The organism is Arthrobacter sp. FW306-06-A (assembly GCF_021870055.1).
Classification (GTDB): Bacteria; Actinomycetota; Actinomycetes; order Actinomycetales; family Micrococcaceae; genus Arthrobacter.
The window spans coordinates 2,830,596-2,849,400 of the sequence record NZ_CP084552.1 but is presented as its reverse complement, the minus strand read 5'-3'; the positions used below and the strand labels follow the sequence as shown (position 1 = coordinate 2,849,400).

The following is an 18,805-nucleotide window of genomic DNA, read 5'->3' as shown; positions in this document are numbered from 1 at the left end:
GTGCCGCTGTAAAGCACCCCGGGAGAAATCCTGCATTTAGGCTGCGTAATTCCGGACAAAACAAAATGGTCCCCGGCGAAAATTGCCGGGGACCATTTGTCGCTGGCGGCCACGGAAAGCGGCCGGGCGGTTTACTTAGACGACAGTTACGCCGGTGGCCTGGGGGCCCTTGGCACCCTGGCCGATTTCGAACTGAACGCGCTGGTTCTCGTCGAGGGTCTTGAAGCCGCCGGTCTGGATTTCGGAGTAGTGAACGAAGACATCGCCATCGGAGTCGTCCGGGGTGATGAAGCCGAAGCCCTTTTCAGCGTTGAACCACTTGACGGTTCCCTGTGCCATTTATTTCTCCTCATTGTGGAACTTTTTAAGAACGGCACACCTCGTGCCGCCCTTGGTCACTCCGCGAGAAGAATCCTGGATTGCCTTCCCCGGGAGGGGTCCGGCGCTGCAGGAGCTTCGCGCTCGCAACATGTCTTGCGAGCATGAAAAACACCTACACAAAGACTGAGATAAGAATTTCATGCCCATTCCCGCAGGTCAACGGCCCGGACAGCAAAAAAGCGAAAATTTAGGTAAAAAACAGGTGACGAAGAGGTCTGGCCTGAACGCAGCCATTTAGGTGCCTGAAGCAACAAAGGAAAGTCGCTTAGAAGAGCCGCGATTCGCTGTCGTCAACTCCGCGCATGGCGTCGTAATCAAGGGTTACGCAGTCGATCCCGCGGTCGTTGGCCAGCACCTTTGCCTGCGGCTTGATCTGCTGGGCCGCAAAGATGCCCCGCACCGGTGCCAGCAGCGGGTCGCGGTTAAGGAGTTCCAGGTACCTCGTGAGCTGCTCCACGCCGTCGATGTCCCCCCGGCGCTTGAGCTCAATGGCCACCGTGGCGCCGTCAGCGTCCCGGGCCAGGATGTCCACGGGACCAATAGCGGTGAAGTACTCGCGCCTGATCAGCGAGTAGCCCTCGCCCAGCGTTTCGATCTGCTCGGCCAGCAGTCGCTGCAGGTCCGCTTCCACGCCGTCCTTGATCAGGCCGGGGTCTACCCCAAGGTCGTGTGAGGACTCACTGATCTTCTCGTGGATGTTGATGATGAGCCGGTCATCGGTCTTGGCCGACTGCACGGTCCACTGCTCCACCACCCCAAGCTCCAGGTCCACCTCGTCAGGGGACGAAACCCGGAGCGTGGCCGGCGGGCTCATCCAGTTCAACGGCTTGTAGGAACCGCCATCGGAGTGCACCAGCACGGAGCCGTCCGCCTTGACCAGCAGGAGCCGGGTGGCGAGGGGGAGATGGGCTTTGAGCCGGCCAACGTAATCAACGGAGCAATGGGCTATGACAAGTCGCACGCCGTACAGACTATCGCGTGGGCTCCGGCAGGTTATGCCCGACGGCGGGACGCACCTTGGGGGAAGCGGCGCGGGTCAGCGGGCAGGCTGGGGCAGAATGGATACATGCCGCGCTCCAACCGTCCCCGCCGTCCCGTTTCCGGCAGGGCTCCCGTTTCCGGCAAAGGTGCAGGGCGGAAAAGGAACGGGGACGTCCCCGAACTGGACCTGGAGCGTGCGCGGGCCGGAATTGCCCGCCGGGAAAGCGCCCCCGATGGTGAGTGGATGGTGCGGACCATGACTGCCAAAAACGCCGAGAAGACCTACATCTGCCCGGAGTGCTCCACGGCGGTGCTGCCCGGGGTCGCACACCTGGTGGTATGGAAGGACGACCACCTCTTTGGCGCCGCCGCCGGCCTTGCCGAACGCCGGCACTGGCACACCAACTGCTGGCTGACGCGCAGCTACCGCTACCGCTGACCGGCCGGGAACGGCGGATGCCCCCACTGTCGCTAAGCTGGCAGGCATGACTTTTGATCCGGCGTCGTACCAGTTCACCCAGGGCCAGGGCCCCGTTCCCATCCGTGCCTCCACAGTCCTGCCGGCCCGGCGGGAGAACATCGAGCTGCAGACGGAGGACGGCCACACGCTGGTGGGGGAGCTGGCACTGCCTGAATCGGGGCCAGTGAAGGCCACATTGATCACGCTCCACCCGCTGCCGACGCACGGCGGCTTCATGGACTCCCATATCTACCGCAAGGCCTCATACCGGCTGCCGGCGCTGGCGGGCATCGCCGTTCTGCGCTTCAACACCCGCGGTACCGCCTCTCCGCGCGGCACCAGCAGCGGCGGCTTCGAGGAAGGAATCGGCGAACGCTATGACGTGGAGGCGGCCGTCCGTTTCGCCGTGGAACGGAACCTGCCCAACCGTTGGCTGGTGGGCTGGTCCTTCGGCACCGAACTTGCGCTGATGTACGGCGCCATCGAGCCCGTGGCGCCCCAGATCGAGGGCGCGGTGCTGCTGTCGCCACCGCTGCACCGCGCAACGGACAAGCACCTGCAGCTGTGGGCGGAATCGGGCAAGCCGCTCACGGTCCTGGTACCGGAGCACGACGACTTCCTGCAGCCGTCGGAGGCCACCGCCCGGTTCAGCGTGGTGCCGCAGGCCCGGGTGGTGGGCGTGGCCGGGGCCAAGCACCTGTGGGTGGGGGAGAAGTATGCTGCCAGGGTCCTGAACGACATCGTGGCGCAGGTCACTCCCGTCCAGGCCGACGCGGAACTGCCGCAGGAGTGGGACGGTCCGACGGCGACTGCCGGGGCCTAGCGGTCAAGCCCCGGGCGCAGCGCCAAAGGCAGGCGCCAAGGGACGACCCGTTTCAGTGCTGGTCCTGCCGGACCCTCAGTGCTGGTCCTGCCGAACGATGTAAATCTCCCGGAGCAGCAGCAGCACGGCAGCGGCGGTGGGGATGGCGATCAGGGCCCCCAGGACGCCCAGGAGGCTGCCGCCGGCGATCACCGAGATCACGGCCACCGCACCGGGCACGGCAACTGCCTTCTGCATGATGCGCGGTGAGATGAAGTAGGCCTCGAACTGCAGGTAGGCGAAGTAGCAGATGGCGTAGATGGCCGCCACCTGCCAGCCCTCGGTAAGGGACACGAGCGTTACTACAATGCCTGCGATCATCCCGCCAACCAAAGGGATGAATGCCAGCAGGACCACCACGAACGCCAGGAGCAGCGCGAAGGGGACGCCCACGATGGACATCACCACGAAGGCGAAGGTGGCGTTGAGCAGGGCCACGCACGCCTGGCCGATCACGTAGTTTCCCACCGACCGGGTGATTTCCTCCGAGAGGGCGGCCACGCGCTTTCGGCGGGAGCGCGGCGCCAGGCGGTAGCCCCACTTCTTCATGGCCGGCAGCGCTGCCAGGAAGTACAGGCTCAGAACCAGGACGATGAGGGCGCCAAAGAGGCCGTTGGCCACGGTGGACCCGAAGCCCAGCACGCCACCGAAAATACCGCCCATCGCGGCGGGGTCGTTGACGAACTTGTTGACCTCCTCCGTGATGCGGTCGCGCACGCCGAACTGGTCGTCAAGGCTGCGGAAGAAATCCGAGTCCATGAAGTTGCGCATCCAGTCCGGTGCCTGCCGCACGATCTCGGAGACCTGCTCCACGATGGTGGGAATGAGCGTGGCGAAGAATCCGACGACGGCGCCCATCAGGACCGCCACAGAGACCAGGATTCCGGCGGGCCGGGGAATTTTGCGGCTCTCCAGCCAGCCCACCACGGGCTCCAGGCCCAGGGCGATGAACAGCGCCGCCACGATCCACAGCAGCAGCTGCGTGGTGTGGGAGCCGATCCAGTAGACCAGCAGCGCCAGGCCCACGCCCACAGTCCCCATGAAGCCCATGTACAGCGGGTGTTGCGGGGACATGCGCGGACCAGGGTGGCCGAACTGCGGCTCCTCGTCACCGCCGTGCTCCGTTTCCGGGGCCTGCCCCGTGTATTCGGGTGGCATCTCGAACCGGAGCCTGGGCTGCGCCCCGGGCAGGGGCTGGCGAAGCCGCCGGACCACCTGGCCAAGGGCGGCGGCGGCAGTACCCCTGCGGCGGGCGGTTGCCGCCATGCCCAGGGGAGGCACCGGAGCAGGGACAGGGTCCCTGGGATCCCCGGGATTTGCGGCTGCCGCCGAGGACGGGTCCGTCTTGTCTGTCACTGGTTCTAGGGGCCTGTTCCGTGCGTGGCTCCGCCTTCGCGGGCCGGTGTGATGATCATCGCAAACACTATCAGCAGGCTTGCCACCGCCTGCCTAAGGCGCTGCCCGGGTGCCCACTGGGAAAGGCGGGGAACCGCCTGACAGGGGCCCCTGATAACAGAAAGGTTACTATTGAAGGTAAACCCCCGCTGATGATAGGTGTTTCCCTTGCGTTTAAAGACTGCAGCCGCACTTGTGCTGCTCGGCCTCCTGACACTTTTGGCCGGCATCGGCCAGAGAACCATCTGGGCTCCATCCGAGACGTTTACCGCTTCCGCGCCGGCCGATGCCGCCGCGGCGCCGCTGACGGTCATTGACCAGAAGCTGCGCACCCTGCACGGCGGAACCGTGAAGATCAACATCCAGGGTGACGGCAACTTCATGCTGGCATCGGGCCGCCCCGACGACGTCAATGCCTGGGTCGGCAAGACGGCCCACAACACCATCAGCGGGGTTTCCGAGGACGAAAAGTCCCTCCAGGTTGACCACACTGACGGCGATGCTGCCGCCCCCAACCCGGCCGGCTCCGATCTGTGGGTGTCCAGCGAGAACGCGGGCGGCGAGCTTGAGTACACCTGGACCCCGCCGGCTGACGGCGAGTGGACCCTCCTGCTGGCCTCCGACGGCACCAAGCCGGCACCCGCCTCTGTGTCCATGACGTTCCCGAACGACACTTCCACGCCTTGGGCGGTGCCGCTGATGGTCCTGGGCAGCCTGCTGATCGTCGCCGGAATCGTCCTGGCGTTGCTCGCCGCGCGCAGGAAGAACGGAGAAGATGCCGGTGACAGCACCGACGGTGACATCAGCGACGGCGGCAGCAGCAGCTATGCGCGCCGGGCCCGTGCACGCAAAGCCAAGTCGGCGGATGCCGGCTCGCAGAACGAAGGCTCACTGAACCCGGACACATCGAACGCCGGCAACCAAAACCAGGCGCCGTCGTCGTCCTCCTCCAAGGTGACCATGGTGGCAGCGGCTGTTGCTGCCGCCGTGCTGGCTGGTTCCGCCACCGCCGCCCAGGCGGCCACCCCCAGCCCGCAGCCTTCCGGCAGTGCCTCGTCACCGGCCAAGGAAGCATCCGGTCTGCCGGTGCTGCTCGATGCCCAGTTCCGGCGGATCCTGGAGCAGGTCTCCAGCGCCACCGATGCCGGAGACGCAGCCAAGGACGCGGCGAAACTTGCCGGCCGGGTGGGCGGACCTGAACTGGAGATCCGCACGCAGAATTACAAGATCCGCTCGCAGGTCGGCTCCTACGAACCGCGGATGCCGGTGCGCTCCACCAAGCTGCTGACTTACGTGGTCACCAGCGACCGGAACTGGCCGCGTTCGGTGCTGGCCGTGACCCAGGGTGAAGGCAACGTGGTTCCGCAGATCCTGACGCTGGTCCAGAAGTCGCCGCGCGAAAACTACAAGCTGACGGAAACTACGCCCCTCCAGCCGGGCACCACGTTCCCCAACATCAGCCGCGGGGGCACTGAGACCCTTGCCGCGTCGGACAAGTCCGGCCTGCTCTACAGCGGCGAGGAAGCGATGTCCGGACTCGCCGACCGGCTTACGTCGGCGGACTCGCCCTTCAAGGACAAGCTCGTCGAGGGCCAGTCCTCGCCGTACATCGCCGACACCCTGTCCTACCAGGCGGAGGTGGTGAAGTCCGGCCAGAACGGCAACTTCTCCTTCACGCACAAGGTGGTTCCGGAGAACACCGTGGTGTTCCGCACCGCTGACGGCGGGGCGCTGGTCCTGGGCCGGATCAACTTCGGCTTCGAAGGCACACCGAAGGCGGCCGGCGACAAGCTCAGCATCGGGGACGACGCCGCTGCCCTGGCCGGCGGCAAGGAAACCACCACGGGAATGGTCCTGAGCTTCGCCGAATCCATGGCGGTCTACGTGCCCCCGGCAGGATCCACGGACCCGATGAAGCTCGTTGCCGCCACCCGCGGCCTGGTCGGCGCCAGCTTCAAGTAGCGCCTGGCTGTATTACCACCGGCAGCGGCCGGAGTGGCTAGAGTGGGAAACATGAGTTCGCCAGCTTCCCGCCCAGTCCCTCCTGCCGCTGCCAACCTGCTTAACCTGCGCGGCGCCGTCGACCTTTCCTCGCTGAAGCGCCCCGCATCCCCATCCGGCCCGGCTCCTTCCGGTCCCGCCGCTGGGGCGGACCAGGGTGCGCAGCCCGGCGGACCCGACGGCGGACCCGAACTCACGGTCAACGTCACTGAAGCGAACTTCCAGCAGCTGGTGGAGTTGTCCGCGCAGGTGCCGGTGGTGTTTGCCCTGTGGGCCGCCTACTCGCCGGAGTCCAGCAGGATGCTTGACACCCTGGACCGCGTGGTGGCCTCCTACGGCGGCCGTTTGGTCCTTGGGGCAGCCGACATCGAAGCCTTCCCGCAGCTTGCCCAGGCCTTCCAGGTGCAGGCCGTTCCCACTGCCGTTGCCGTCCTCAAGGGACAGCCGGTGCCGCTCTTCCAAGGCGCGGCGGATGAGCAGCAGGTGCGCAGCCTCTTCGACGAACTCCTCAAGGTTGCCGCGGCCAACGGGGTCACCGGCAGCCTGGACGCCGGTGCCGCCGGTGCCCAGGAGACTGCGCCGCTGCCGCCCCTGCACCAGGCGGCGTTCGACGCCATCGAGGCCGGCGATTATGCCGCAGCCGCCGAAGCTTATCGCCAGGCCCTGAAGGAAATGCCGTCGGACCATGAAGCCAAGGCCGGGCTGGCGCAGGTGGAGTTGATGGACCGGCTGCAGTCGCTGTCCGCCCAGGACAGCGACGCACTGCGTGGGCTTGCCGCCAATGAGCCGGACAACCTGGACGCGCAGCTTGGCGTGGCGGACCTGGACGTGGCCGGCGGGCACGTGGAGGACGCACTGAACCGCCTGGTGGCCTTCATTGGCAGGAATTTCGGCCCCGAACGCGAGACCGCCCGCGTCCGGCTGCTGGAACTCTTCGACGTGGTGGGCGCCGGTGATGAGCGTGTGGCAAAGGCGCGCCAGGCGCTCGCGCGGGTGCTGTTCTAATGCCGGCCCTGTTCCAGCCGCTGGCCCTGCGGTCCATGGAGCTGCAGCACCGGGGCTGGGTGTCGCCCATGTGCCAGTACAGCTGCGATCCCGACGACGCCCCCGGCGTCCCGCACGACTGGCACCTGGTGCACCTGGGCGGCTTCGCCGTGGGCGGCGCGGCGATGATCCTCACCGAGGCCGCGGCAGTGAACGCCGAGGGCCGCATCAGCCCCCGCGACGCAGGCCTCTACAACGACGAGCAGGCGGCGGCGTGGGAGCGGATCATTTCCTTCGTCCACCGGAACGGCGTGGCCGGCACCAAGATCGGTGTCCAGCTGGCCCACGCCGGCCGGAAGGCCTCCACGTACTGGCCTTTTTCCGGCAAGCACGGCAGCGTTCCGGCGTCCGAGGGCGGCTGGGAAACTGTGGGCCCGTCCACCACTTCCTTTGAGGGCTACGCGGCGCCTGCGGCCATGACCGTGGAGCAGATACAGGGCGTCATCGATGACTTTGCCGCCGCCGCTGTCCGCGCGGTGGATGCGGGTTTTGACACCATGGAAATCCACGGGGCGCACGGCTACCTGCTGCACCAGTTCCAGAGCCCGCTGATCAACCAGCGCGAGGACGAATGGGGCGGGGACGAAGCCGGACGGAACCGGCTGATGTTGTCCGTTGTAGATGCAGTCAGGGCCGTGATTCCGGATTCCATGCCGCTGCTGCTCCGGGTCTCGGCCACCGACTGGGCACCGGGCGGCGTGGACCAGGCGGCGTCCGTCCGGCTGGCCCGGGAAGCGGCCGCCCGCGGTGTGGACCTGGTGGACGTCTCCAGCGGGGGAGCCGTGGCGCACCAGCAGATCAAGCCGGGGCTGGGCTACCAGACCGGTTTCTCGGCCGCCATCCGGGACGAAGCCGGCGTCGCCACCGGCACCGTGGGGCTGGTGACCACTCCCGGCCAGGCGGAGCACGCCATTGCCACCGGACAGGCCGACGGCGTCTTCATCGCCCGGGCCGCGCTGCGCGATCCGCACTGGTGGCTTCGCGCCGCCTTCGAATTGGGCTACGACCTTCCCTGGCCGCCCCAGTACGAGCGGGCTGTCCCGCGGCGCACGTTCTAAGCGTCGTCTTTTGACCGAGGAGACCGGCCTGGCCGGCAGCAGCAGGCATGATCAGCAAAACCCGGTTGAAGGGCAGCTGGAAGCGAAGATCCTGGAACTCCTGGCGGCAAGGGCGGCAACCTCCACCATCTGCCCGTCCGATGCTGCCAGGGCCGTAGGCGGCGACGACTGGCGCCACCTCATGGAGCCGGCACGGGAGGCTGCCCGGCGCCTGGTGGACGCCGGTCAGGTGCACATCACCCAGGGCGGATCCGTCGTCGATCCCGCCACGGCAAAGGGACCGATCCGCATCCGCAAGGCGCCCTGAGACACCACCCTGTCAGCCCAGCAGCTCGTCCACGTAGCACCAGCGCCAGTCTTCGCCGGGTTCTGCGCTGCGCATGACGGGGTGGCCCGTGTCCTTGAAGTGCCGGCTGGCGTGGCGCCCAGCGGAGGAGTCGCAGCAGCCGACGGTCCCGCAGGCAAGGCACATGCGCAGGTGCACCGGCGAGGTGCCCTCCCGCTCGCACCCGGAACAGGCCGGGTTGTCGGGGACCGGCGCCGGCATGGCAGCCGTCAGGTGGTCGCACACACCGCCCGGCTGGGACAGCCCCTCGCCGCCGCCACCGTCGGCGGCGGAATCGAGCTCATTGAGGGAGGCGTCGAGCATGGACTCCTCCACGTCCAGCCGTTCCAGGACTTCGCTGAGGACCTCATGGGCAAATTCCCCGCCGCGCCTGAGCTCCAGCACCTTGTCCCGCTCAGCCTCCAGCATCGCCATCCGCAGCTGGGCATAGCGCTGGCTGGGCGTGGCCGCCTCGGCCGTCGGCCTGCCCAGGCGCTCCCAGGCTGCCAACCCGCGTTCCTGCGTCCGGCGCCGCAGCATGTCCATGACCTCCGGCGGGTCGCTCTCGCGCCGCAGCTGCTCCAGCCGCTCCATCCCCGCAGCTGTAGCCAGCTGCATCAGCGAGGCCTGGTTCAGGGCGTCCTCCCGCCGGTCCGGCCCCGGCAGCCCCAGTGCCCGGACCAGGGCCGGCAGCGTGAATCCCTGCAGTACCAGCGTGCCGCCCACCACCACCATGGCCGCCAGGACCAACACGTTGCGGTGCTCCAGGTCGTCGGGCAGCGTGAGTACCGCGGCCAGGGTGACCACACCCCGCATTCCTGCCCACGACACGATGGCCGGGAACTGCCAGGGCGGCGCCGGGTCCGACCGCCGTACCGAAGGGATCAGGCGGGGCAGGTAGGTCGCGGGGAAGACCCAGACCGGCCGCAGTACCAGCACGGCCAGCAGGACCACCGCGCAGCCGAACCACACGCGGCCCGCGCCGAGCGAATCGTCCTGGACGCTCTCGACGATGGTCCGTACCTGCAGACCGATGAGCAGGAACACGGAGTTCTCCAGCAGGAACTGGATGGTGTCCCAGTTGCTCCTGGCGCTTTGCCGCGCGGCGCCGTTGGGCATGGACGGCGCCTTGGTGCCCATCACCAGGCCGGTGACGACGACGGCGAGCACACCGGAGGCGTGGATGGCCTCGGCCGGGAGGTATGCAACGAAGGGTGCCATCAGCGATGTGGAGGTGTTGATGGCCACGTTGTGCACCCGTTTCCGGATTTCGGTGAGGACATACGCCACGGCGAGGCCCACCGCCAGGCCGCCGCCCGCGGCCACCACGAACCCGCCGGCCACGTCCAGCGCGGACACCGAGCCCGCGATGGCGGCCACTGCCGCCCGCAGGCACACCAGCGCTGTGGCGTCGTTGACCAGCGATTCGCCTTCCAGGATGTTGACGATCCGGCGCGGCATTCCCACTTTCCGGGCGATGGCGGTGGCCGCCACTGCATCCGGAGGCGCCACCACCGCGCCCAGGGCGAAGGCGGCCGCCAACGGGATCTCCGGAAACAGCCACCACACCACCAACCCCACGCCCAGGGTGCCGAAAATGACGTATCCCACGGACAGCAGCCCAATGGAGCGGCGGTTGGTCTTGAAGTCGAACAGCGACGTGCGGAAGGCGGCCGCGTACAGCAACGGCGGCAGCAGGCCAACCAGCACCAGCTCCGGGTTCAGCACAACCGGCGGAATGAGCGGCAGGAACGATCCCGCCACCCCGGCCAGGACCAACACCAGGGGAACCGGGATATTCAGTTTGCGGCCCAAGGCACTGCCGGCGCACACCACGGCAACGATCACCAGCAAACCCAACGCGATGTCCATTCCGTAAGTCTCGCACCCCGCGGAGCTGGCCCGCGGACTAGGCTGGCACCATGACTGCTCCGACACCTGGCCCGGCGCCGAGTTCCGGCCAAACGGCGGCCCTTTCCCTCCGTGGGCTGGCCAAACGGTTCGGCGGGAAAATCGCGGTGGACGGCATCAGCCTGGAGGTGCCTGCCGGTTCGTTTTTCGGCATCGTCGGACCCAACGGTGCAGGCAAGACCACCACGCTTTCCATGGCAACGGGCCTCCTGCGTCCGGACTTCGGCACCGCCGTGGTGCACGGCGTGGACGTGTGGCAGCACCCGCTGGAAGCCAAACGGCTCATGGGCATCCTGCCTGACGGCGTCCGCCTGTTCGACCGGCTCAGCGGAGAGCAGCTGATCACGTATGCCGGGCTGCTGCGGGGCATGGACAAGGCGGTGGTGGCGGCCCGGGTGGGCGAGCTGCTGGCAGCCATGGACCTTACCCAGGATGCCGGCACGCTGGTGGTGGACTACTCCGCAGGCATGACCAAGAAGATTGCCCTGGCGTCGGCCCTGATCCATGCGCCGCGGCTCCTGGTGCTGGACGAGCCCTTCGAAGCCGTCGATCCGGTTTCGGCCGCGAACATCCGCTCCATCCTGGACCGGTATGTGGCCTCCGGCGGAACCGTCATTGTCTCCAGCCACGTGATGGACCTGGTGCAGCGCATGTGCGACCACGTCGCGGTGGTGGCCCGGGGCAGGCTCCTGGCCGCAGGAACCGTTGACGAAGTGCGGGCCGGCATGTCCCTTGAGGACCGGTTCGTGCAGCTGGTCGGCGGACACAGCCACACGGAGGGGCTGGAATGGTTGCGCACCTTCTGAGGCTCAAGCTCACGCTGCTGCGCAACGGCCTGCGCCGCAGCCCCTGGCAGCTGGTGGGCATGGCCATCGCCGGGCTCTACGCGCTGGGAGTCGTGGCAACGCTGGTCCTTGCCCTCATCCTGCTCCGGGGCGCCGGACCAGCGACCGCCCATACGGCGGTGGTCCTGGGCGGTTCCGCAGCGGTGCTGGGCTGGGGTGTGGTTCCGGTGGTGGCCTCGGCCACGGACATGACCCTCGACCCGGCCCGCTTCACCACCTTCGCCATACCCATGAAGCAGCTGCTCGCCGGCCTGGCACTTGGCGGGCTGATTGGCATCCCCGGCCTGGCCACCGCGCTCGTGGCCTTGTCCACCGTGGTCACCTGGTCCCGCGGGGTGCTGCCCGCGCTCGCAGCCCTGCTCGGCGCATGCCTTGGCGTCATGACCTGCGTGGTCCTCGCCAAGGTGGTGACCACAGCTACGGCAAGCCTGGCTGCTTCCCGCCGGTTCAAGGACATCAGCGCCATCGCGTTCATGGTGCCCCTGGTCCTGCTGGGCCCCATCGTGGCCGGCGTCGGGCGCGGCATCTCCGCATCCACGGGGTTCCTGCCGGAGTTCGCCCGGACCCTGTCCTGGACACCGCTGGGCGCCCCGTGGGCGCTCGGCGGTGATATTGCGTCGGCCCGGCCCGGTGAGGCCGGGGTGAAACTGCTGCTTTCGGTGGCTGTCCTGGGTGCCCTCGCCTGGTGCTGGAAGCTGCTGCTTGAGCGCGCCCTGGTCACCCCGCCCTATGCCGGTGCAGGGAAGCGCAGGAGCGGCAGGCTGGGGCTGTTCGGTGTGCTGCCTGCCACCCCTGCCGGTGCCGTGATGGCAAGGTCGCTCACCTACTGGTTCCGGGACCCGCGCTACTCAGGTTCCCTGGTGGTAATCCCGCTGCTTCCCGTGGTGCTGGCGTTCCAAGGGACACAAACCGGAAGCTACGGCAGCCTAGCCTTCCTGGCGCCGCTGGCCGCCTTCATCCTGGCCTGGTCAATCTCCGCCGACGTCTCCTACGACAACACCGCTTTCGCGCTGCACCTGGCCACTGGCGTCCGCGGCGTGGCCGACAGGCTGGGCAGGGCATTGGCGTGCCTGGCGTTCGCCCTGCCGGTGGTGTTGGTGTTCTCGGTGGGCTACGCGGCGTTCACCGGCAATTGGGCGGCGTTGCCCGGGCAGCTGGGCTCAGCCTGGGCATCCTCTTCACCGGCCTGGGCCTGTCCTCGGTGGTCTCTGCCCGTTATGCAGTCATCGTCCCGCTGCCCGGGGACAGCCCGTTCAAGAAGCCTCCCGGAAACGTGGGGCAGACCATGGCCGTGCAGTTCGTCGGCATGCTGGTCCTGATCGTTTTGGTCCTGCCCGAGGCCGCGCTGCTGGTGGCAAACGCAGTGACCGGGAACATCCTGTTCGGCTGGCTCACCCTGGCGGCAGGCATCGTCCTGGGCCTGGTCCTCTTCCTGGCCGGTGTCCGGCTGGGCGGCAAGTGGCTGGACGCGCGCGGACCCGAGCTTCTGGCACAAGTCACCGTCAACCGCTGACTTCAAGGAAGGAACACCATGGAGATTGTGATCCTTGGCGGCAGCAGGCAGATCGGAAAGCTCGCTGCCGACGCCATTGAACAGCTGATCCGGAGAAAACCCGACGCTGTCCTGGGCCTGGCCACGGGCTCGTCACCGCTGCCCGTCTACAACGAGCTCGCGGCGCGGCATGACCAGGGCCTGGACTTCAGCAGGGCCTCGGCATATGCGCTGGACGAGTACGTGGGCCTGCCCGCCGGCCACCCCGAGTCCTACCGCGAGGTGGTCCGCCGGGAATTCACCAACCGGGTGAATATCGCGCCGGAGAACGTCCATGGCCCCGACGGAACCGCGGCCGACATCCCCGCTGCCTGCGAAGCCTATGAACAGGCCATCATCTCGGCAGGCGGAGTGGACCTGCAGTTGCTCGGCGTGGGCACCGACGGGCACATCGGCTTCAACGAACCGGCCTCTTCCTTCGCCTCCCGGACGCGGATCAAAAGCCTGATCGAGCAGACACGCCGGGACAACGCCCGGTTCTTCAACAGCCTTGCCGAAGTGCCCCACCACGTCATCACCCAGGGCCTGGCCACCATCATGGCGGCGCGCCACGTGGTCCTCGTGGCCACCGGCGCGCAGAAGGCCCAGGCCGTCCGCGACTTCGTGGAGGGGCCGGTGGCTGCCATCTGCCCGGCATCCGTGCTCCAGTTCCATCCGCATGCCACGGTCCTGTTGGACGAAGCCGCTGCCTCGGCCTTGAAACTGGCGGATTTCTACCGCCACACCTACGAAAACAAGCCCGCCTGGCAGGGACTGTAGCAACGCCTGCGGGTGCGCCGCCAGGGAGCAAAAAGTACGGCGGCGGCCGGTGCCGGACCCCGCTGCGGGCGTGCCGCCGTCGAACGTCCGGCCGACGGAACGGCTAAGATGGATGGCATGACTAGCATGACGGACCCTCTCGAAAACGACCCGATGCGCGAGCTTTCCGGGGCTGGAACGTCCACGGCCACCATTGAGCGCGAGGAACTGCGCCAGGAAGTGGAGCCGGGCGACCGGGAGCGCTTCGCACACTATGTGCGGAAGGAAAAGATCATGGAGTCCGCCATGACCGGGGAACCTGTCATTGCGCTGTGCGGCAAGGTTTGGACCCCGGGCCGGGACCCGAAGAAGTTCCCGGTCTGCCCCGAGTGCAAGGAAGTCTATGAAGGCCTCCGGCCGGGCAACGACGGCGGAAAGGGTCCGGGCGGCTCGGGCAACGACAAGTAGTGACGGAGACGCTCTTTGGCGGCCCCACCCTGCCTCCGGCCTACCCGGAACGTGCAGCCTGGGGAACCGCCCCGAAACTCCGTGCCTGGCAGCAGGAAGCGCTCGACGTCTACCTGAAGAACAGTCCCCGCGACTTCCTCGCGGTGGCAACCCCCGGTGCCGGTAAAACCACCTTTGCGCTGCGGATCGCTTCCACCCTGATCGATTCGGGTGCCGTGAACCGCGTGACCATCGTTGCGCCCACGGACCACCTGAAGCGCCAGTGGGCCGACGCGGCCGCCAAGGTGGGTATCGCCATCGACCCCAACTTCAAGAACTCCGACGGCCAGCACGGCCGTGGCTTCATCGGCGTCGCCGTCACCTATGCCCAGGTAGCCAGCAAGCCAATGCTGCACCGCGCCAAGACAGAGGCTGCCCGCACCCTGGTGATCCTGGACGAGATCCACCATGGCGGCGAAGCCCTGTCCTGGGGTGACGGACTGCGCGAAGCGTTCGATCCCGCCGTGCGCCGGCTGTCCCTGACCGGTACGCCGTTCCGCTCGGACACCTCGCCCATCCCGTTCGTGGAGTATGCGGAGGACCGGGACGGCATCCGGCGCTCCAAGGCCGACTACACCTATGGTTACGGCAACGCCCTCCGGGACCACGTGGTGCGTCCTGTGATGTTTATGGCCTACTCGGGCCAGATGCGCTGGCGCACCAGCGCCGGCGAGGAAATGGCGGCGTCGCTTGGCGAGGCGGCGGTAACCAAGGACATCACGTCCCACGCCTGGCGGACGGCGCTGAACCCCGCGGGGGAGTGGATTCCCGCCGTCCTGGCCGGCGCCGACAAACGGCTCAGCGAGGTACGGCGGACCGTGCCCGACGCCGGCGGCCTGGTCATCGCCACCGACCACGAGGACGCCCGCGCCTATGCCGGGCAGCTGAAGAGGATCACCGGCGAATCACCCACCGTCATCCTCTCCGACGACGCCAAGGCGTCCAGCAAGATCGAGGAATTTTCCGCCGGCGACAAGCGCTGGATGGTGGCCGTGCGCATGGTGTCCGAAGGCGTTGATGTGCCCCGGCTCTCCGTCGGTGTTTACGCCACCTCGACGTCCACTCCGCTGTTCTTCGCCCAGGCCGTGGGCCGCTTCGTGCGTGCCCGCAAAAGGGGCGAGACGGCGTCGGTCTTCCTGCCTTCTGTCCCGCAGCTGATGGCGCTGGCCAACTCCATGGAGATGGAGCGGGACCACGCGCTGGACCGGCCGGAAAAGGAGGACGGCGACGGCCTGTTCAACCCGGAAGACTCGCTGATGGACGAGGCCAACCGGGAGGAGAAGGCCTCGGACAACCTGACCAAGGGCAAGTTCGAGGCGCTCGACTCGCAGGCCTCCTTTGACCGGGTCCTGTTCGACGGCGGCGAGTTTGGCACCGGCGGCGAGGTGGGGTCCGACGACGAGATGGACTTCCTGGGCATCCCGGGGCTCCTGGACGCGGAGCAGGTGGGGATGCTCCTGCGCCAACGCCAGCACGAGCAGTTGAACCGGAGGAACCGGAAGGCTCCTGCCGCGGCCGCCGAGAGTTCGGTGCCGGCCGTGCCTGACCACAGGATGCTGATGGACCTGCGCAACGAGTTGGCCAAGAACGTGGCCGCCTGGTCTGCCCGGACCGGAACGCCACACGGCGTGGTGCATACCAAGCTACGGACCGTTTGCGGCGGCCCTCCCGTGGCCCAGGCCAACGAGGAACAGCTGAAGTCCCGGCTGCGCAAGCTTCAGGACTGGTTCGTGGGCCGCAAGTAGCGGCTCAGGCGATATCGGCCCCGCCGAGTTCCAGTTCGGCAACGGTGTCCTCCAGGTCCTCGGCGATGCCGGCGGTCAGCGACCGCACCACCGTGACGCCGTAGCCTGCCTGGACGGCGTCAAGGGCGGTGGCCTTGACGCAGTAGTCGGTGGCGATGCCAACCACCACCAGGTCCTCCACGTCGTGGCTCTGGAGCCAGTCATCAAGGCCGACGGCGTCGTCATCCGGCTCCAGCGACTCGGCGTCCATGTCAGCGGCGCCACCGGCCTTGCGCTCCCCGGTGGGGACGGCGTCTTCGGGAGCCAGCAGGCCCTCGAATCCTGAGTAGGCGGCAGCGAACTGGCCTTTCCGGAAGTACGCGTCCACATATTCGGTGTCCAGGTCCGGGTGGAGCTCCGCTCCGCGGCTGCCTGCCACGCAGTGCCGTGGCCAGCTGTCCTTGTAGTCCGGCGTCTCCGAGAAGTGGCTGCCGGGATCAATGTGCCAGTCCTGGGTGGCCACCACATAGTCGAATTCCCTGTGGTGGGCGTCCAGGTACTCGCTGATGGCCCCGGCGACGGCCGCCCCGCCCGGAACGGCGAGCGAGCCACCCTCGCAGAAATCGTTCTGGACATCCACGATGATCAAAGCGCGGGCCATCAGTGCTCCTCAGTTGTCTTCATAGAGAGTGGGAATTGCGGCTTCGCCGCGCTGCAGGCGGTTGACCACGGGCGGCAGTTCCGCCATGGAGTCCTCATGGCGCTGCCGCGCGCGGAGCACGCCCTCGTGCCCGGTCCAGCCCGGAATCAGCTCGCCATTTTTCATGAACTGCTGCAGCAGTGGACGGTCGTTGCCGTCGTCCTCCGGGCGGTGGCCCACGCCCACCACCTCGGCGGTGGCCCTGCCGCGTTCGTCCAACTTCCGCAGTGCGTACTTGCGCCCGCCCACGCTTGCCTTGTTCTTGGCCGCTTTGGCCACGGACACGAAGTTGCCGTCATCGTCCGTGCGGCTGACAAGTTTGTAGACCATGCTGGCCGTGGGGGCGCCCGAACCGGTCACCAGCGAGGTGCCTACCCCATAGGAGTCCACGGGGGCTGACTGCAGCGCCGCGATGGCGTACTCATCCAGGTCGGAGGTGACCACGATCTTGGTGTGCTCGTTGCCGAGGTCGTCCAGCAGTCGGCGCACCCATTGCGCCTGGGCCACCAGGTCGCCCGAGTCCAGCCGGACGGCGCCCAGCCGCGGCCCTGCCAGGTCAACGGCCGTGCGGACTGCCTTTTCGACGTCGTACGTGTCCACCAGGAGGGACGTTCCCTCGCCCAGCGAGGCAATCTGGGCCTCGAACGCCTCCCGCTCGGTATCGTGCAGCAGGGTGAAGGAGTGGGCGGCGGTGCCCACGGTCTTCACGCCGTAGCGGATGCCCGCCTCAAGGTTGGAGGTGCTGTCAAAGCCCGCGATGATGGCGGCCCGCGCCGATGCGGTGGCGGCTTCCTCATGGGTGCGCCGTGAACCCATTTCGATGCAGGGCCGGCCACCCGCCGCGCTCACCATCCGCGAAGCGGCGGAGGCGATGGCGGTGTCGTGGTTGAGTACGGACAGCAGGTAGGTCTCCAGCATGCAGGCCTCCGCGAATGACGCCTCCACGATCAGGATGGGGGAGTTGGGGAAGTACGCGTCGCCTTCGGCATAGCCCCAGATGTCGCCGGAGAATTTGTAGTTGGCCAGGTAGTCCAGCGTCTCCCGGTTGACCACGTGCGTACGCTCCAGGAATTCCAGTTCGGCCTCGCCGAACCGGAAGTTGGCGATGCCCTCCAGGAGCCGCCCGGTGCCGGCGACGATGCCGTAGCGCCGGCCGTCGGGCAGCCGCCGCGCGAAAGCCTCGAACACGGACCTGCGGTGCGCGGCCCCCGAGTGGAGGGCTGCCTGCAGCATGGTCAGCTCATAGTGGTCGGTGTAAAAGGACGTGCGGGGATGGTCCCAGCCGGCTGAGGTGCTCACGAAAGTCACTCTAGTAGCCAGCCCCATAGAATGGACAGATGACCATAAGCGTTGCGCCCGGCCCTGATACACAGGAGGGCATCCGGACCGGCACAGCAGAGTCCACCGACTCCCTGACCGCGCCGGACATCCCCTGGAACCTGGTGATCTGGAACGATCCCGTCAATCTCATGAGTTACGTCAGCTACGTGTTCCAAAGCTACTTTGGCTACTCGGAGACCAAGGCGAACAAGCTGATGATGGAGGTCCACAAGAAGGGCAGGTCCATCGTCGCCTCGGGCAGCAAGGAACAGGTGGAGCGCCACGCCGTGGCCATGCACGGGTTTGGGCTTTGGGCCACGGTGGAAAAGGCCAGCGGAGGCTCCGGCGGCAACTCGGGCAGGTCCGGCGGTTCGGGCCAGGGTAAGGGGAAGCGTGGCTAAGGCATTCAAGTACGGACTCAAAGGCATCACCGGTTACCTGGAACCGGCCGAACGGGACCTGCTGCGCAGCCTGATTGACGATGTCATTTCCATGCTCCAGCCGGAGGACCGTGCCGGGCAGGACCCGCTGGCGGCCCTGATCGGACTCGACATGGACGTCGCGGAGCCCACCGACCGTGCCGTCAAGCGGCTGCTGCCCAACGTGGTGAAGGACGACGGCGGTGCGTCCCTTGAGTTCCGCCAGCTCACCGAGCGTTCACTGCGGGAAACAAAGATCGGGGCGCTGCGTGCGGCGGCGCTGGACCTGGACAAGGACGAGATCGTGCTGACGCCCGAGGGCGCAAGGCACTGGTCCATGGCGCTGAATGACGTCCGCCTTGTGCTGGCAGAGCGGCTGGATATCAGGGATGAGGCCGACGCCGAGCACGTCCACCGCATGCAGGACTGGTCCCAGGCCGAGGACGTGGAGAGCTACCTGGCGCTGGTGTACAACTTCACCACCTGGCTGCAGGAGTCCCTGGTCCAGGCCATGCTGCAATCGATGGAATCCCGCCGGTGAGCGACGGCGGCCAGGGGGAGGCCGTCCTTGTGACAGAGCAG

General features: G+C 67.4%; 18 protein-coding genes and 1 pseudogene. 13 read left to right on the top strand and 6 right to left on the bottom strand.

Features of this window, described 5'->3' with window-relative positions; all coding sequences use genetic code 11:
- Positions 1–135: 135 nt before the first annotated feature.
- Positions 136–339, bottom strand: a complete 204-nt coding sequence (locus tag LFT49_RS13305; protein WP_003804766.1) for a cold-shock protein — start codon at positions 337–339, stop codon at positions 136–138.
- A gap of 307 nt (positions 340–646) precedes the next feature.
- Positions 647–1,342 (bottom strand): endonuclease NucS, encoded by a 696-nt coding sequence (gene nucS, locus LFT49_RS13300; protein WP_236798762.1) that lies wholly within the window; start codon positions 1,340–1,342, stop codon positions 647–649.
- 105 nt (positions 1,343–1,447) lie between these two features.
- Here nucS and LFT49_RS13295 point away from each other — a divergent pair, with 105 nt between their 5' ends.
- The gene (locus LFT49_RS13295; RefSeq protein ID WP_236798761.1) at positions 1,448–1,801 is read left to right on the top strand and encodes an ATP/GTP-binding protein; all 354 of its coding nucleotides are present in this window, start codon (positions 1,448–1,450) and stop codon (positions 1,799–1,801) included.
- Between the two features lie 46 nt (positions 1,802–1,847).
- Positions 1,848–2,645 (top strand): alpha/beta hydrolase, encoded by a 798-nt coding sequence (locus LFT49_RS13290; RefSeq protein WP_237428494.1) that lies wholly within the window; start codon positions 1,848–1,850, stop codon positions 2,643–2,645.
- A gap of 75 nt (positions 2,646–2,720) precedes the next feature.
- Here the strand turns inward: LFT49_RS13290 and LFT49_RS13285 are convergent, their stop codons facing one another.
- Positions 2,721–4,040 carry an AI-2E family transporter gene (locus tag LFT49_RS13285; RefSeq protein ID WP_373462115.1) on the bottom strand — a complete coding sequence of 440 codons (1,320 nt, stop codon included), beginning with the start codon at positions 4,038–4,040 and terminating at the stop codon, positions 2,721–2,723.
- A 234-nt stretch (positions 4,041–4,274) separates the two neighbouring features.
- Here LFT49_RS13285 and LFT49_RS13280 point away from each other — a divergent pair, with 234 nt between their 5' ends.
- The 4 genes from LFT49_RS13280 to LFT49_RS13265 are packed head-to-tail and all read left to right on the top strand — an operon-like array spanning position 4,275 to position 8,489.
- Positions 4,275–6,041, top strand: a complete 1,767-nt coding sequence (locus LFT49_RS13280; protein ID WP_236802888.1) for a hypothetical protein — start codon at positions 4,275–4,277, stop codon at positions 6,039–6,041.
- Positions 6,042–6,092: 51 nt separating this feature from the next.
- Positions 6,093–7,085 (top strand): tetratricopeptide repeat protein, encoded by a 993-nt coding sequence (locus LFT49_RS13275; protein ID WP_237428493.1) that lies wholly within the window; start codon positions 6,093–6,095, stop codon positions 7,083–7,085.
- A complete protein-coding gene (locus LFT49_RS13270) occupies positions 7,085–8,182 on the top strand; it encodes an NADH:flavin oxidoreductase/NADH oxidase (RefSeq protein ID WP_237428492.1) in 1,098 nt (365 codons plus the stop codon). Before LFT49_RS13275 ends, LFT49_RS13270 begins: the two co-directional genes overlap by 1 nt.
- A 28-nt stretch (positions 8,183–8,210) precedes the next feature.
- Positions 8,211–8,489, top strand: a complete 279-nt coding sequence (locus tag LFT49_RS13265) for a DUF3253 domain-containing protein (protein WP_306967775.1) — start codon at positions 8,211–8,213, stop codon at positions 8,487–8,489.
- Positions 8,490–8,501: 12 nt separating this feature from the next.
- Here the strand turns inward: LFT49_RS13265 and LFT49_RS13260 are convergent, their stop codons facing one another.
- A complete protein-coding gene (locus LFT49_RS13260; protein WP_236798756.1) occupies positions 8,502–10,379 on the bottom strand; it encodes a Na+/H+ antiporter in 1,878 nt (625 codons plus the stop codon).
- Between the two features lie 50 nt (positions 10,380–10,429).
- Here LFT49_RS13260 and LFT49_RS13255 point away from each other — a divergent pair, with 50 nt between their 5' ends.
- The 5 genes and pseudogenes from LFT49_RS13255 (at position 10,430) to LFT49_RS13235 (ending at position 15,805) form a co-directional block, all read left to right on the top strand.
- Entirely contained in the window at positions 10,430–11,224 is a 795-nt protein-coding gene (locus LFT49_RS13255) for an ABC transporter ATP-binding protein (protein ID WP_237428491.1), read from the top strand.
- Positions 11,206–12,776, top strand: a pseudogene (locus tag LFT49_RS13250) (transporter). The gene LFT49_RS13255 and the pseudogene LFT49_RS13250 overlap by 19 nt, the downstream one beginning before the upstream one ends.
- Positions 12,777–12,794: 18 nt before the next feature.
- Positions 12,795–13,574, top strand: coding sequence for a glucosamine-6-phosphate deaminase (nagB, locus tag LFT49_RS13245; RefSeq protein ID WP_237428490.1), 780 nt, complete (start codon positions 12,795–12,797; stop codon positions 13,572–13,574).
- Positions 13,575–13,682: 108 nt separating this feature from the next.
- Positions 13,683–14,021 (top strand): DUF3039 domain-containing protein, encoded by a 339-nt coding sequence (locus LFT49_RS13240; RefSeq protein ID WP_236798752.1) that lies wholly within the window; start codon positions 13,683–13,685, stop codon positions 14,019–14,021.
- Positions 14,021–15,805 (top strand): DEAD/DEAH box helicase, encoded by a 1,785-nt coding sequence (locus LFT49_RS13235; protein ID WP_237428489.1) that lies wholly within the window; start codon positions 14,021–14,023, stop codon positions 15,803–15,805. The genes LFT49_RS13240 and LFT49_RS13235 overlap by 1 nt, the downstream gene beginning before the upstream one ends.
- Before the next feature lie 4 nt (positions 15,806–15,809).
- On the opposite strand, the gene LFT49_RS13230 is transcribed toward LFT49_RS13235, so the two are convergent.
- Together LFT49_RS13230 and LFT49_RS13225 are read right to left on the bottom strand one after the other, a co-directional pair.
- A complete protein-coding gene (locus LFT49_RS13230) occupies positions 15,810–16,445 on the bottom strand; it encodes an isochorismatase family protein (protein WP_236798749.1) in 636 nt (211 codons plus the stop codon).
- Between the two features lie 9 nt (positions 16,446–16,454).
- On the bottom strand, positions 16,455–17,783 hold the full coding sequence (locus tag LFT49_RS13225) for a nicotinate phosphoribosyltransferase (protein ID WP_236798748.1): 1,329 nt from the start codon (positions 17,781–17,783) through the stop codon (positions 16,455–16,457).
- Positions 17,784–17,821: 38 nt separating this feature from the next.
- Here LFT49_RS13225 and clpS point away from each other — a divergent pair, with 38 nt between their 5' ends.
- Together clpS and LFT49_RS13215 are read left to right on the top strand one after the other, a co-directional pair.
- On the top strand, positions 17,822–18,205 hold the full coding sequence (clpS, locus tag LFT49_RS13220; protein ID WP_236798747.1) for an ATP-dependent Clp protease adapter ClpS: 384 nt from the start codon (positions 17,822–17,824) through the stop codon (positions 18,203–18,205).
- Positions 18,198–18,764, top strand: a complete 567-nt coding sequence (locus LFT49_RS13215) for a DUF2017 domain-containing protein (RefSeq protein ID WP_236798746.1) — start codon at positions 18,198–18,200, stop codon at positions 18,762–18,764. Before clpS ends, LFT49_RS13215 begins: the two co-directional genes overlap by 8 nt.
- The last annotated feature ends 41 nt before the right edge of the window (positions 18,765–18,805 follow it).